This is a genomic window from Brevibacillus choshinensis, from assembly GCF_016811915.1.
In the GTDB taxonomy this organism is placed as follows: Bacteria; Bacillota; Bacilli; order Brevibacillales; family Brevibacillaceae; genus Brevibacillus; species Brevibacillus choshinensis_A.
Window position 1 is genome coordinate 4,250,001 of record NZ_CP069127.1, and the last position, 13,612, is coordinate 4,263,612.

A 13,612-nucleotide genomic window follows, 5' to 3' on the forward strand; every position below is an offset into this window, starting at 1 on the left:
GCTGTCGATTCCCCCGGAAAGCAGGAGCAGCACTTTTCCGCTCACACCCACCGGCAATCCACCTAGCCCAGGAATGGTTTCGCAGCTGACGTAGGTTCCTTCCGTACGAATTTCCACATTGACAATGGCTTCCGGTTCATGCACATCCACTTTAATGGCTGGGAGGGCACGCAAAATGTGGGTTCCGACCATGCGATTGACTTCCATCGAAGGGATCGGGTAGCGCTTGTCCGCACGACGGGTTACCACGCGGAACGTGCGAGGCTGCGGATTCATTTGGCGAATCAGCTCCAGGGAGCGTTCCTTGATCGTCTCAATATCCGGGTCCACGTGAATCGTCGGGCTGATCGAGGAGATCCCGAAAACACGCTTCAGTCGGTCCATGACTTCGTAAGCATCTTCCCCGTGCAGCTCCACATACATCCGTCCGTAATTGCGGCGCACTTTTACTTTATAGAAGGAACGCAAAACGCTTTTTACGCTGCGCATCAATGTTTCTTCAAACATGTCGCGGTTTTTCCCTTTCAGGGCCAACTCTCCGTAACGGATCAAAATTACATCGTAGTTCATGTTCGTCTCCTTTATCTGGTTACGCTTTTTGGTTTCATTTGCTTGCGCAGGCTATTGACACACGCCTCTAAAGCTGCGAGAAACTGACTGATGTCTTCCTTCGTATTTTCCCGTCCTAGGCTAATTCGCAGGGAAGACAGTGCACAATCACGCTCGATACCCACGGATGTCAGGACGCGACTCGGTTCATTCGCTTTGGAGGAGCAGGCTGATTTGGTGGAAACCAAAAAGCCCCGTTCTTCCAACGCGTGCAAGAGCACTTCCGCCTTCACTCCTGGAACAGAGATGTTCATGATGTGCGGTGCCGCTCCATTTGCTGGCGTATTGATGATGCATCCTTCGATCGCGGAGATTCCTTCACGCAGGTGATTCAGCAAAGCTTTCAGGCGGATGCTTTCCACCGAGCCCGTTTCTTCCAATAAACGGACTGCTTTCGCCATACCCGCAATCGCAGGCAAATTCTCCGTACCTGATCGAACGCCGCCTTCTTGGCCTCCCCCCATCATCAAAGGGTGAATGATCAATCCCTCACGCTTGTACAAGATCCCTACACCACGCGGTCCGTAAAACTTGTGGGCAGACACGCTCAAAAGATCAATGCCGGAATCCTTAAGGCGAAGCGGGACTTTTCCTACTGCTTGCACCGCATCCACATGAAACAGGACTTTGGGAAACTGCTTCAGCCATTGACCTATCTCCTCGATCGGCTGAATGGTACCCAATTCATTGTTCACATGCATGATGGAAACGAGAATCGTATCCGGCCGCATCGCTTTTTTCACATTTTCAAGCGAGACGCGTCCTTCTCGGTCGACAGGCAAAAAGGTCGTCGTAAACCCCAGGCTCTCCAATTGCTTGCAAACATCATAAACAGCCGGATGCTCTACCTGGGTCGTAATGATATGCTTCCCACGGTTTTGATATTGAAAGGCTACGCCTTTGATCGCCGTATTATTGCTTTCCGTACCGCCGGAGGTAAAAATGATTTCCCCCGCTTTGCAGCCCAAGAACTTTGCTGCTACCTCTCGCGCTTGCTTCAAAACTGCTTCCGCCTCTACTCCCATTTGATGGAGGGAGGAAGGGTTGCCATAGTAGCTTTCCATGGCACGTCTCATCGTCTCAACCACTTGGGGATGAGGACGAGTCGTAGCACTGTTGTCCAAATAAATCACTAGTCCACACCTTCCTGAGGGCGAGGTGCCCCATGTCTACGCTACATCATAACACGACTGTTCGTCGTACATACAGCGCAAAGCATGCTTTCCCTTCTATTTTCCCCACTTTCCCATCCAAATTCGCCATTTCCGCTGCGCTCCGAGCGATCGTTCACACACTATTCACACATAAAGCGCTTACATCCAGCATTAGGCTCTTTACATCAAAGGTCCTTTTCGTTAGAATTGTCAGTAAATTTAAACAAAACAACGAGGAGAGAGCAACCATGACAACCCAAGCTATGCAAGAAAAAATCACCAAGATGGAAGCAGAACTGAAACGCCTGCAGGCTGAACTTGCAAAAATGAACAAAAGCACCCCTCCCATCAACCGATCTGACGTCGCATACCTAAATGAGGTGTACAACGGGTGACATTTCGCTTATTTTGTTTTCAGTAGCGTGGAAGTGGCATGAAGGATCTGCCGCATCCCACGCTATTTTTGTGTCCATTTGCCCTTTTTCCTCCTACTTTGGTACGAAAATACATTTCTCAAAAGGGAGCCTACTTGCTCTTGCTGGAAATTGCGTCCATGTGAGTGTTAATTTACCTAATGAAAGCAGTTGGTTCTGCTGGTTACAATTATGGTGGAAAGATTCAAAAAACATCACGCTACGGCATCGAGGAGGCTTTCATGCTCAAATCAACACGATGGAAACGTCTAGCTGCTCAAACCACCCTGATTGCACTGCTGCTTCCTTCCACATCTGCTTTTGCACAGTCTATCTCCGTAAAGTCTGGAGACACACTGGGGAATCTGGCCTATCGCTACCAGGTGACAGTCGAGCAATTGATGATCGCCAACCACCTGCAAACCGATCAGATCCTATCCGGCCAATCCCTGTACATACCGCCAAGCTCAGATATTTATACCGTCAAATCTGGTGATGTCTTGTGGAAAATCGCTGCAGACCACCAGACCACCATTCCTACACTCATGGAGATCAATCAGCGCACGTCTTACGATCTCCTCGCAGGCGAGAAGCTCCTCGTACCGAAATCCGCGAATTCGGCAAACAACACCTACACGGTAAAAAGCGGAGACGTACTCTGGAAGATTGCGAGCCGCTACAGCGTAACCATCCAGGCCATCCTGGATGCCAACCAATTGACTTCTACAGATCTCTTGGTCGGACAAAAATTGCTGATCCCTTCTTCAGGTGGACAAGCCAATACCAAGCCCGTCGAACAGCCGAAAACGGATACGAGCAAACCTTGGGTAGAAAATACTCGCTATCAAGTGGCAAAAGGGGACACTCCCTGGACCGTTTCGATCGCTCACGGTATTCCGATGACGGAGCTGCTGCAAGTAAACAACCTGTCGGAAAGTTCTGAGCTGCAAATCGGGCAGTCACTCATCATCCCGGTTCACCATATCCCGAAGACGCAAGTTACAAGTTCCAAATACGGAGAATACCTGGATTGGTTTGAAGCAAGCCAGTATCTCTTTCCCATAAACGCCGTTGCGACCGTAACCGACTTTGAGACAGGGAAGAGCTTCCAAGTCAAACGGACCATCGGTGCCTCCCATTCCGATACCGAGCCTCTCACTGCTGCCGACACAGCAATCATCAAAGAGGTCTGGGGTGGCGATTTTTCATGGAGTGTACGTCCGGTAATTGTAGAAGTGAACGGCAGAAGAATCGCCGCTTCGATGACCTCCATGCCTCACAGCATCGAATACATCACCGACAATAACTTTACGGGTCACTTTGACATCCATTTCCTGAACAGCCTGCGTCATAAGGACAACGAGATCGATCCTGATCACCAGGAAGCCATCAAAGTGGCTGCTGGACTGAAATAGCACAAAAAACGTTCCGGTCATTTTCGACGGAACGTTTTTGCTTTTTCTATTTATAAGGGATCGGGCCTTGGTAGACTCCGGAAAATACTTCTGTGGCAGGGCCAGTCATAAACACGCGATTGTCGCTTTCTCGCCATTCTATAAACAGATCGCCGCCTGCCAGATGCACGGTCACCTTGCGATCCACTTTATCGCTCAAGATCGCGGCGACTGCTGCAGCACAGGCTCCTGTTCCACAGGCAAGAGTGACGCCTGAGCCTCTCTCCCATACCCGGAAGAGAATTTCCTGGCGGTCGAGAATCTGGATGAACTCTACATTCGTACGTTCCGGGAACCACTCATGAAATTCGATCTTCGGGCCGTACTTGACTACATCTTCGTCTACCACTTCATCCATGAACAGAATCGCATGCGGGTTTCCCATCGAAACTGCGGTCATGGTAAAAGCCTCTCCATCCACTTCGATGGTTTCTTCAAGAGCCTTCTCCTCCGGAATTCCTGCCATCGGAATGGCTGCACGCTCAAATCGCGGCTCGCCCATGTCAATCGTGACTTGCTCTACCTTGCCATCCTCGCCGAGTGACACGACAGGAGTCACAATTCCCCCCAACGTCTCTACGGTAAATGTATGTTCATGGGTCAAGCCATGATCGAATACGTACTTGCTGACACAGCGCAAGCCGTTCCCACAGTTTTTCGCTTCGCTGCCGTCGTTATTGAACACGCGCATGCGGAAATCCGCCCGCTCGGAGGGCAGGATCAAGATCAAGCCGTCACCGCCAATGCCGAAATGGCGGTCGCTTACACGTCTCGACAGCTCGGGAAGATCTACACCGGTCAAGTCTTCTGTGAAACCATTCACATATACATAATCGTTTCCCAGTCCATGCAATTTTGTGAACTTCATGGTCCTCTCCTCTTTTTCTCACAAATTTCTGTCTCTAGTATAAGCCCTATCTTATCACATCGCACCCGTTTATGGGGAAGTGGTATACTACCACTAGTTTATCGCAAGAAGCAGGAGGAGTGTCCCATGGATTTTTCCACCATTCGCTATGCGCTCGGAACAACGAACGCTGCCAAAAAAGCGGCCGTGCAGATGGCTACGCTTGCCGAACCCATTTGCCAATCCGTCCCTTCCGGCGTGTCAGGCCAACCCATGTCTGAGGAGGAAACGATTGCCGGCGCTATAAACCGCGCAAAGACCGTACTTGCAGAAGTCCCTCACGCACAAATCGGATTGGGACTGGAAGGCGGGCTCATGTACGACGATCGATACACACACCAATGGTATCTGATTTCCGTATGCGCTGCCTGGAACGGTGCAGAGCTTCATGTCGGAAAAGGCTTGTCCTTCCCCATCCCCAATAAAGCCGCTGAAAGGATTCAAAAGGAAAATATCGAATTGAGCGTCATCATCGACGAATGGAGCGGCCTTACAAACAGCAATCACCAGGGAGGAGCTTACGCTTTATTAACGGAGGACCGCATTCGCCGTGCGGATGTTTTTCGCGACGCCGTCCTTGCTGCGTTGACTCCTTTTTTCTCCAAACTCTATGAGTAAATGGAAAACCTCTCCAGACTGATCTGGAGAGGTTTTTTGGGAACGGTACCTACCGGGCCGTGTAGAATGGGTAAATGATTAGCGCGCCCAAAATGGCGATTGCCCCTACAATCATCGCCCAAGCCCCAAGCGTTCTCGAATTGCGTCGATACGCCAAGTAGCCAAGCACCATCCCAATGGGTGCAATCAGGTACGGCATTAAGAACAGGGAAAGGATCGACAACCCGAGCCCTGTCATCCCGATACCGCTTGCCCCACCTTCCCGACTGTCCTCCTCAGGTTCAACACGATCAGAACGACGTCGAACCGGAATCGGTTCGGCGATTTCCGCAGCGGTCTCTGTGTCGCGGTCCCGTACAGAGGATACCCTGTATACTTCTTCCTGTGTACGATCCACGCCGTCCAGGCGCTCGGAAAAATCGTTCTTGTCCTTACCCAGCTCGCCGTTATAGCGCTCTGTGCGGGTGTACGGGTCATACTGGATTCTTTGGATGGCGGCGTTTTTGTCGTCATCATCAAACGCCTTTTCAGTCCACGTATCCGCAGCAAACTCCGTATCGTGCAGGTCGACTGTCTCGGAAAAGCCGGTATCTTCCTTCCGCTTCGCAGTCATACGTTCAATACAGTCCGACATGCATGCTCAGCCCCTTTTGGCAAAGGATTTGTTGGTGAAGGAAGTAGCCTTATTCTCTGCGTTCGGTGTACAATTTAAACTGGAGGCGAGAGGATGAAACCAGAGAAAGTCCTAACGATTGGCATTGATATCGACGGCACAGTGACGTCACCCAGCAGTATTGTCCCGCTGATGAACGAAAGCTTTGGAAGAGATTTACGATATGAAGACTGCTATGAATACAACCTTGCTAATGTTTACAACATTACGGACGAGGAATTTGACAAATGGCTCGATCAGAATGGGGAGCGCTTATACAAGGAAGCTCCCGTTCACGGAAACGCGGATGACATCTTGAGAGCTTGGCATCCGCATTTCAAACTGGTTTACATCAGCGCTAGGGAAGATAGGCACCGCGATGTCACCATCAATTGGTTTTCCCGTTACGACATTCCGTTTCACGAGCTTGATCTGATTGGCTCCCATGACAAGCTGTCTGCTGCGAAAAAATGGGGCGTCGATCTGTTTTTGGAGGATCGCCTGGAAAATGCCCTTCAGCTGTCGGAAGCCCTGCAAATCCCAGTCTTTTTGTTCGATACTCCCTATAATCAGGGTGATCTTCCATCGCTCGTACATCGCGTCACCACCTGGGATGAAGTGCAAGAAAAAATTCAGCTGCTTTCCATGGAACGGACAAGCGTATAAGAAACGGCAAAAAGACGTATCACCAGTCAGGGATACGTCTTTTTGCGCCAAAAGCAGCCTACTTGCCGGATTGTTTCGGCTTGAACGTGAGACAACAGGTCTCGGACGAGGTGTTAGCCTTATCCTGGTGCGAATCGTTCTCCGCGGCAAACTCCGTCTTGTAGTCTGCGCTCGCGTGTGCGTCGATTTCCACCATGATCTCGTCAGCACTGCACAAGTTCCCTTGCGCCCAATACTCGCAATTCGCTACACTGCATTTTACTTGTGGCATGTGTATTCACCCCCTAGGGGCTATCCTTCACATCCTCAGGGAGGCTTATACCATGTCCAGTGTGGAAATAAACGCGGGAATCTTCCCATCTAAAACCGTCAGAAAGGATGAATCCATGACCGTACAGCGAATCGTCGTCATCACCGGAGCCTCAAGCGGACTTGGCCGAGCGCTCATCCGTCTGCATCTGGACAGAGGGGACATCGTCATCGCCACTGGACGCAAAGCATCCGGGCTGCAAGCACTCACATTGGAGCACCAGCAAAACGAGCGGCTACATACGCAGCTGTTCGATGTCGCTGACAGCGAAGCGGCTCGTCAATTGGCAGCGTGGGTACATGTGCGCTTTGGCGGCTGTGACCTCTTGTATAACAATGCTGGATCTGCCGTATTCACCGCACTTGCAGACATGCGTCTGGACGAGCTGGAAGAGATGCTGCGTACGAATATTGCAGGAGTGATGTTTACCACCCGCGCATTTTTGCCCATGATGCAGCAGGCCAAAGCGGGACATGTCGTCAATATTGCCTCCTTAGCCGGACAAGTCGCGACGTCCAAAGCAGCTGTATACGCTGCCAGCAAAGCAGCCATCATCCGATTGAGCGAAGGCTTGCGGCACGAGCTGAAGGAGCACGGCATTCACATTACCTGTGCAATGCCAGGCCCGATCGATACACCCTTTCTCGATCGGGCAGATCGAACCGGAAACTATCGCAGCAAAGTCAGCAAGTACCTGCTGACACCGGAGCAAACAGCAGCCTTAATCCTGCAGGCAGTCGAACGAAAAAAGCCGGAAGTGGCGATGCCCAAGCGCCTCTACTACCTGTCCTTACTCTACGCCCTCCTGCCGCACAGTGTGAAGCGACTCGTCGCCCCTCTCCTGAATCGCAAGTGACGGCTCATCCAATCGGCGCAGCATCCCGAATGCAATCCCGCCACAGACGATGCACACAGCAGCCCCGGCTCCAAACAAGCCTTGTACGCCCATAATGGGAATCAACAAGCCTGAGACGGCGGCTCCTGCGGGCATGCCAGTGCCTGTAATGGTCCGAATGCTGGTCATGACCCGTCCCAACAGCTCATCGGGGACCTGCTTCTGCAAATAGCTGCGATACAAAATGTTGTACGGAGAATAACAGAAGCCTGCCAAGGCCATCGCCAGCATCGCCACTTCCAGTCTGGAGAACAGGGCTAGCGGAAGTGTCGTAACCCCCCATCCCACAATGATTCCGGCCAGAGTCGCTCCCAACGGCCATTTCCAAGTAATCGTCGAGAAGAACAAGGAACCTAACAGAGCGCCGATTGCCAGGGAGGACCACAGCATCCCCAGTGCCACAGACCCTCCGCCCAAATCCTGATTCGCATAGAGCGGCAAAGCCACCTCTACAGGTCCATACGCCATATTGAACAAAAAGGTAAACAGGACGAGCACCAGCATCTGCTTGTGCCCTACGAGATAGCGGTAACCCGTGCGCATATCCAGAAGCAGAGTGCGCAAGTAAGCCCCCGCTTCGCTTTCCTTGGCGTCAGAAGCTGCCATGGCACTCTGCGTGAGGCGCTTCGGCAATCGCGAAAAGCAGAATGCGCATACAAAAAAGCTTGCTGCATCAATCAACAGCACATAAGCTTCGCCAATCCAACCGATGAGGACACCCGCCAGGGCAGGGCCAAACATGTATACGATCTGCCACTGACTTTCCATGACCCCATTCGCTTTGACCAAATGCTTGGGGTCTGACACCAACCTCGGCAGCAACGTCTGCGCCCCTGCTGTGCTAAGGGGAGAAAGAATCCCTGCAATGACAATCAGCATGTATATCACGAACAAAGGTACTTGGTCGACCTGAAGCAAGATCACCAATGAAATGAAAATAAAGCCTCGAGTGATATTGTCGATCATAATCAGTTTTCTGCGGTCATACCGATCCAAAAGCACTCCCGCTACCAATCCTGCCAATACGGCTGGCAGCATGTAGGCGAGAATCACTCCGCCCATTGCTGCAGAAGAGCCGGTCTTCTTCATGACAAACCAAGTCAAACCCATCCAGCCAAACTGATCACCCAGTCCTGACAAAAACATCCCCAGCCAGTACCAGCGAAAAGCATTCTGCCGCCAAAGCTCTTTCATTTCCATCTTCCTTTTCTTTCCTGTGGTTGCCCTTATTGTAAAGATTTTATCATACTTTTACAACAATTATATTTATTAAACCAAAAACTTTCGGATGAATCTGAGCAAAAAAAATCCCTTCGCCAAAGAAAGGCAAAAGGATTGCTTTCGTTTTACATTTCGGCCTCTCGATTTTCCAGCTGACGCCGACTCCACAACCAGATAAAGCCTGCAACGACTCCAAAAACGGCCAGCCAAACGGATACGACGGCACTCCCCACTTTTTCGGCTCCGTATCCCAGCACGAGACAGCTTGCAGAAAAGCTGCCCATCGTCGCCATTTCCCGTATGGAGAACACACGTGCCAAGTATTCGGGATCCGCCAAGCGCTGGAGCTTGGTAACGGAGAGAATCGAAGCACTGTAGGAAGCAAAGGAACAAAAGAGGATCGCCACAGCCAAACCGAGCAAGGGCTTGATGTGGAACACCGCGTAGATGGAGATCCCCATCGCCACCAGAGTCCAGCCCTGCACACCGGATACTCCTCTTTCCCCCAGACGGTCAGACATTCTCGACACCAGCACGCCAGCGAATACGCCTCCCAGTCCCAGGGGTATATCCAGCAGGCCGAAGATATAGAGTCCCTCTCCCCGCTCCTGAAGAATGTAAAACATCAGCATGATGTAGTACGCGCCCAATACACGCTCCGCCATTTGATACATCAGTACTTGGCCGATTTCCTTTTTGCTTGCAATGTAGCGAAAGCCCTCCTGCAGACGGGTCAAAAAGCTCGTTGCTTTTTTCGATTCGCTGGAAATCGCCATCTCGGGAAGTCTCAGCAGGATCAGCAAGGACAGCAGGTAGCAGGCAGCGTCGAGAAGGAAATTGTAGCGGTAGGAGAACAGATACACCAGGACAGCCGCAACACCCTGACAAACGATGATCAAAAAGGACGTCGTCCCCTGGAGCAAGGAATTCGCTGTGAGCCGATCCTTTTCATCTACCGAGCTGACGATGGCTACCTGCATAGCCGGCTGAAAAAAGGCGCTGCATATATTTACGAGAATCAAGAGCAAAAATGCGACCCACAAATAAGCGGGAGAGGAAATGAAGAAAAACAGACTGACGAGAATGCCGCGGAGCAGGTTGACCGTGATCATCACTCGTTGCTTATCCCAATTTTCCACGAGGGCTCCCGAAAAAAAGCTGGTCAGCACATAGGGAAGCATGCGAAAGACTGTTCCAGCGGCAAATGAAAGACCCGAGCCGCTCAGATCATGCAAGAGCCCTACTACCGCAATAAAAGTAAACTCATTTCCGATGATGTGAATGATATGTGCCGCGTACAAACGGCGAAATACCGGATGCGTGAGCAATGCCATAGATCTGGTCCCTTTCCACCGTTTTTCTCGTATTGTATCACTTGTCGAAAAATAAAGGCAGAATGGTCTTGAAATTCACTTCTTTTTGTTGATACAATACGTTCAAATAAAGTTGAACGTTTAAAAACAAAAAAACGTTTATCTGCACCGAAATGAGGCTGATCCTGTTGAAACGCTACCTGGTTATTGAGACCCTCGATCAATTAAAAGCCATCAGCGACTCCTTGCGCATGGACATCATTTCCTTACTCGTCAAAGACGCATTCACGGGAAAGCAGTTGGCCACCATGCTGAACCTCTCTGCATCCAAGGTCCATTACCATCTCAAGGAGTTGGAAAACCACCACTTTGTACATGTCGTGCGTACGGAAGAGAAGAACGGCATCGTCCAAAAGTTTTACCGTGCAGCGGCTTATGACATGAAGGTCAGTGATGCGCTGCTCCCCTCCCTGCAAGAAGACACCATGCTCATGCAGGAGGCGCTGCTCAATCATTTGCGCTCCAGTATCACTCGCTTGTATAACGCGCCTGACGAGTCCTTTCTGCAGTTTGCCGACGAGGCGAAACGCCCACCTGCCATCGGACTCAACTCGGAAGTCAAGGCTCCGCGTCACGAGATCAAAGCGTGGCTCAAGAAGTACATGGCTTTGATAAATGAGCTCGGAGAAATGGAGGCGCGCCATCTGCAGAAAGTAGCGAATGGAGAAGCAGAAGATAGCGAAGAAAACTTTTATCTGGTGACGGTCGGGTTCATGACCAACGAGCGCTACTACGTCTCGGAAGACGAATCCCTGCCTGATCACTACGAGCATGTCCCAACCGAGTACGAATACATCACAGAAAAAGTCGTAAAGAAAAAGAAAGGAAGCGACACTCATGACGACGATGACCGCAGCTAGGAGCCTTTGGCACAATCGCTCCTTTGTTCGCTTGTGGTGCGGCACCATTTTGTCAGCGCTCGCTGACAGTGCCTTTTTCATTGTGCTCTCCTGGTTCATCGTGGATGTGACTGGGTCGGAGGCCATGCTGGGAACCACGTTGATCTGCATGTCCATCCCGCGTCTGCTTTTTATGCTCGTAGGCGGTGTTGCTGCGGACCGCTGGAGTCGAAAGTGGATCATGTTTGGCTCGATTCTCGCGCGCGGCGTGATTCTCGCCCTGTTCAGCCTGCTGTTGATGGATGAGGGCGGCAGCGGGCTTCCTTACTCCGCCTATGCCGTCGCTGTGCTCTTTGGGACCGTCGATGCTTTCTTTTGGCCTGCTCGCAGCTCGATCTTGCCTTTTCTCGTGCCGCGCGAGCAGCTTGCGCCCGCCAACAGCATGATGGAAATTTCCCAGCAAATCAGTATGGTCGGAGGACCCTTGGTTTCTGCGCTGCTCATTCGGACCGCCCATTATCCCACCATGTTTCTCCTGCTTGGGGCAGCCTTTTTTGCGGGAACACTTTTCATCCTTTCGCTTCGCCTGGAGCCTGTCGAGGAGAATAATCCGACGAATGCGGCGGTTACCAGCTCCTATTTCAAAGATATTTTCAGCGGCATTCGCTTCACTTTCTCTGTTCCCATTTTAAGCATCATCTTTGTCACGTGCCTTTTTACGAACATGACGTTCTCCGGTCCGATCAACATGGGACTCCCCCTTCTCGTAAAAAGTCTGGGATGGGGTGGGAGCGCCTACAGCTCGCTCAGTATCACGCTCGGAATTGGCACGATCATTGGCGGAATCCTCACGGGTATCCTGAATGGCTTTCGCGGAAAATTCATGCTTCTCCCTTTCTTTACTGCCGTCATGGGCTTTGCGATAAGCTCCTTATTTTTCATGCAGCATATCAGCCTGGGATACGCAGCCATGTTTACGGTCGGCCTCATTCTCAGCATGACCAACATCCCCTATATCACCTACATCCAGAGCATCGTTCCCTCACACATGCTGGGACGTGTCATGTCGCTGCTTTCGCTGATGTCTATTGGTCTTGGTCCCGTGAGCTATGCCATCTGCTCATTTGTCCTTGAGCATAAGGTTGCCACTCCTGGCGTCATCATGCTCGCAGGCGGCTTCGGACTTGCGCTCATCAGCATGAGCTTGTGGCTTTTCCGTGAGTTTCGGAGGATGGAGCAGCACCCCTCCTGGGCAGGCTCGAACACAGCCACCTCTACGCGCTCGCTCTCCTCTTAGCATTGGCAATGGGCATAGAGAAACGCACACCCAAAGAGCAGGTCATCTGGCTCAGGGTGTGCGTTTGGTTTTTGATTATTTCACAGGTCGGAAGTTGGCGGAGCGAATGACATACTTTCCTACAGCCGCCTGGTTCACGGAATAGCCGATACCCGGTCCTTCCGGGACTGCGAGCTGACCCGGCGCAATCAGTTCCACGCCTGGCTCGATGATGTCCTGATCCCAGTAGCGGCTGGATGCTGCTGTATCCCCCGGAATCGTAAAGTTTGGCAGCGAGGTAATGGCCACATTGTGGGCGCGACCCACTCCGGATTCGACCATCCCTCCGCACCATACCGGAATGCCGTGCGCCTGGCACAGGTCGTGGATGCGCTTGGATTCTGTAAGCCCTCCTACGCGGCCAATTTTGATGTTGATGATCCCGCAGCTTCCCAGCTCGATCGCCTTTCTCGCATCTTCCGCATTATGAATGCTTTCGTCAAGGCAGATCGGCGTCTTCAGCTGTGCCTGCAGCTTGGCGTGATCGATGATATCGTCATGTGCCAATGGCTGTTCAATCATGATCAATCCGTATTGATCCAGCTCTTTCATGACGTCGAGGTGCTCCATCGTGTACGCAGAGTTGGCGTCGGCCATGAGGGGAACGGCGTCACCAAAGCGCTCACGGATCCCGCGGATGACCTGAACATCGAAACCTGGCTTGATTTTCACCTTGATTTTCTTGTACCCATCTCCGAGTGCACGCTCTACCTTCTCCAGCACTTGTTCTACCGACGGCTCGATGCCGATGCTGATGCCGACATCAATGACAGATTTCTCACCGCCCAATGCTTTTGCCAGTGAGATTCCTTTTTGCTTGCAGTAAAGATCCCAAATGGCGCCCTCCAGCGCAGACTTCGCCATGTTGTTCCGGCGAATGGATGCGAAAAGACGGTCTACATCTTCCGGTGTTTCTATCGGATTTGCAAACAGACGAGGAATCAAAAACTTCTCCAGCATGTACCACACGGTCTCCGTCGTTTCTTCATTATAAAAAGGATTGGGCATGGCCACGCTCTCTCCATAACCGACTTCTCCCTCAGCGTGTACAGAAATAAGCAGAAAATCTTTGATCGTTGTGCTGCCAAAGCTCGTTTCAAAGCGGAAACGAAGCGGCATATGTAATTGCTGTACCTCAATGCGCTCGATTTTCATTTCGTTCATC

15 protein-coding genes (1 of these 15 running past the window's edge) are annotated in these 13,612 nt (G+C 51.4%); 7 read left to right on the plus strand and 8 right to left on the minus strand.

From position 1 onward, the window contains the following. Together thiI and JNE38_RS21445 are read right to left on the minus strand one after the other, a co-directional pair. On the minus strand, window positions 1-570 hold the 5' end (the start) of the coding sequence (thiI, locus tag JNE38_RS21440) for a tRNA uracil 4-sulfurtransferase ThiI (RefSeq protein WP_203353168.1). It extends 630 nt beyond the left edge of the window; only the first 570 of its 1,200 coding nucleotides appear in the window; its start codon is at window positions 568-570; its stop codon lies off the left edge, out of view. Window positions 571-581: 11 nt separating this feature from the next. Further along, window positions 582-1,742 carry a cysteine desulfurase family protein gene (locus JNE38_RS21445; RefSeq protein ID WP_203353169.1) on the minus strand — a complete coding sequence of 387 codons (1,161 nt, stop codon included), beginning with the start codon at window positions 1,740-1,742 and terminating at the stop codon, window positions 582-584. A 269-nt stretch (window positions 1,743-2,011) separates the two neighbouring features. On the opposite strand from JNE38_RS21445, the gene JNE38_RS21450 reads away from it, so the two are divergent. Both JNE38_RS21450 and JNE38_RS21455 read left to right on the plus strand, forming a co-directional pair. Next, window positions 2,012-2,158, plus strand: coding sequence for a hypothetical protein (locus tag JNE38_RS21450; protein WP_169791917.1), 147 nt, complete (start codon window positions 2,012-2,014; stop codon window positions 2,156-2,158). Between the two features lie 260 nt (window positions 2,159-2,418). Beyond that, entirely contained in the window at window positions 2,419-3,591 is a 1,173-nt protein-coding gene (locus JNE38_RS21455) for a LysM peptidoglycan-binding domain-containing protein (RefSeq protein ID WP_238933407.1), read from the plus strand. Between the two features lie 46 nt (window positions 3,592-3,637). Here the strand turns inward: JNE38_RS21455 and dapF are convergent, their stop codons facing one another. Further along, the gene (dapF, locus tag JNE38_RS21460; RefSeq protein ID WP_203353170.1) at window positions 3,638-4,498 is read right to left on the minus strand and encodes a diaminopimelate epimerase; all 861 of its coding nucleotides are present in this window, start codon (window positions 4,496-4,498) and stop codon (window positions 3,638-3,640) included. Between the two features lie 126 nt (window positions 4,499-4,624). On the opposite strand from dapF, the gene JNE38_RS21465 reads away from it, so the two are divergent. Further along, a complete protein-coding gene (locus JNE38_RS21465) occupies window positions 4,625-5,155 on the plus strand; it encodes a DUF84 family protein (RefSeq protein WP_203353171.1) in 531 nt (176 codons plus the stop codon). Between the two features lie 49 nt (window positions 5,156-5,204). Here the strand turns inward: JNE38_RS21465 and JNE38_RS21470 are convergent, their stop codons facing one another. Continuing rightward, on the minus strand, window positions 5,205-5,789 hold the full coding sequence (locus JNE38_RS21470) for a DUF456 domain-containing protein (protein WP_203353172.1): 585 nt from the start codon (window positions 5,787-5,789) through the stop codon (window positions 5,205-5,207). Between the two features lie 93 nt (window positions 5,790-5,882). Here JNE38_RS21470 and JNE38_RS21475 point away from each other — a divergent pair, with 93 nt between their 5' ends. Further along, window positions 5,883-6,473, plus strand: a complete 591-nt coding sequence (locus JNE38_RS21475; protein WP_203353173.1) for a 5' nucleotidase, NT5C type — start codon at window positions 5,883-5,885, stop codon at window positions 6,471-6,473. A gap of 58 nt (window positions 6,474-6,531) precedes the next feature. Here JNE38_RS21475 and JNE38_RS21480 read toward each other — a convergent pair whose 3' ends face one another. Continuing rightward, window positions 6,532-6,744, minus strand: a complete 213-nt coding sequence (locus tag JNE38_RS21480) for a DUF1540 domain-containing protein (protein ID WP_203353174.1) — start codon at window positions 6,742-6,744, stop codon at window positions 6,532-6,534. Window positions 6,745-6,859: 115 nt separating this feature from the next. On the opposite strand from JNE38_RS21480, the gene JNE38_RS21485 reads away from it, so the two are divergent. After that, window positions 6,860-7,639, plus strand: coding sequence for an SDR family NAD(P)-dependent oxidoreductase (locus tag JNE38_RS21485; RefSeq protein WP_203357675.1), 780 nt, complete (start codon window positions 6,860-6,862; stop codon window positions 7,637-7,639). On the opposite strand, the gene JNE38_RS21490 is transcribed toward JNE38_RS21485, so the two are convergent. Beyond that, a complete protein-coding gene (locus tag JNE38_RS21490; RefSeq protein ID WP_203353175.1) occupies window positions 7,574-8,872 on the minus strand; it encodes an MFS transporter in 1,299 nt (432 codons plus the stop codon). The two genes, JNE38_RS21485 and JNE38_RS21490, sit on opposite strands and share 66 nt — an antisense overlap. A gap of 152 nt (window positions 8,873-9,024) precedes the next feature. Next, window positions 9,025-10,233, minus strand: coding sequence for an MFS transporter (locus tag JNE38_RS21495; RefSeq protein ID WP_203353176.1), 1,209 nt, complete (start codon window positions 10,231-10,233; stop codon window positions 9,025-9,027). Between the two features lie 167 nt (window positions 10,234-10,400). On the opposite strand from JNE38_RS21495, the gene JNE38_RS21500 reads away from it, so the two are divergent. Further along, entirely contained in the window at window positions 10,401-11,132 is a 732-nt protein-coding gene (locus JNE38_RS21500) for an ArsR/SmtB family transcription factor (RefSeq protein WP_203353177.1), read from the plus strand. Then, a complete protein-coding gene (locus JNE38_RS21505; protein WP_203353178.1) occupies window positions 11,110-12,408 on the plus strand; it encodes an MFS transporter in 1,299 nt (432 codons plus the stop codon). The genes JNE38_RS21500 and JNE38_RS21505 overlap by 23 nt, the downstream gene beginning before the upstream one ends. 75 nt (window positions 12,409-12,483) lie before the next feature. Here the strand turns inward: JNE38_RS21505 and menC are convergent, their stop codons facing one another. Next, complete coding sequence (menC, locus tag JNE38_RS21510) at window positions 12,484-13,602, minus strand: o-succinylbenzoate synthase (RefSeq protein ID WP_203353179.1); 1,119 nt, start codon at window positions 13,600-13,602, stop codon at window positions 12,484-12,486. Window positions 13,603-13,612: the final 10 nt, after the last annotated feature.

Bases quoted from the DNA above. Each gene is read 5' to 3' on its own strand.
- menC (WP_203353179.1), bottom strand. From the start codon at position 13,602: ATGAAAATCGAGCGCATTGAGGTACAGCAATTACATATGCCGCTTCGT.
- JNE38_RS21450 (WP_169791917.1), top strand. From the start codon at position 2,012: ATGACAACCCAAGCTATGCAAGAAAAAATCACCAAGATGGAAGCAGAA.
- JNE38_RS21475 (WP_203353173.1), top strand. From the start codon at position 5,883: ATGAAACCAGAGAAAGTCCTAACGATTGGCATTGATATCGACGGCACA.
- dapF (WP_203353170.1), bottom strand. From the start codon at position 4,498: ATGAAGTTCACAAAATTGCATGGACTGGGAAACGATTATGTATATGTG.
- JNE38_RS21480 (WP_203353174.1), bottom strand. From the start codon at position 6,744: ATGCCACAAGTAAAATGCAGTGTAGCGAATTGCGAGTATTGGGCGCAA.
- JNE38_RS21495 (WP_203353176.1), bottom strand. From the start codon at position 10,233: ATGGCATTGCTCACGCATCCGGTATTTCGCCGTTTGTACGCGGCACAT.
- JNE38_RS21485 (WP_203357675.1), top strand. From the start codon at position 6,860: ATGACCGTACAGCGAATCGTCGTCATCACCGGAGCCTCAAGCGGACTT.
- JNE38_RS21455 (WP_238933407.1), top strand. From the start codon at position 2,419: ATGCTCAAATCAACACGATGGAAACGTCTAGCTGCTCAAACCACCCTG.
- JNE38_RS21465 (WP_203353171.1), top strand. From the start codon at position 4,625: ATGGATTTTTCCACCATTCGCTATGCGCTCGGAACAACGAACGCTGCC.
- JNE38_RS21490 (WP_203353175.1), bottom strand. From the start codon at position 8,872: ATGAAAGAGCTTTGGCGGCAGAATGCTTTTCGCTGGTACTGGCTGGGG.
- JNE38_RS21505 (WP_203353178.1), top strand. From the start codon at position 11,110: ATGACGACGATGACCGCAGCTAGGAGCCTTTGGCACAATCGCTCCTTT.
- JNE38_RS21470 (WP_203353172.1), bottom strand. From the start codon at position 5,789: ATGTCGGACTGTATTGAACGTATGACTGCGAAGCGGAAGGAAGATACC.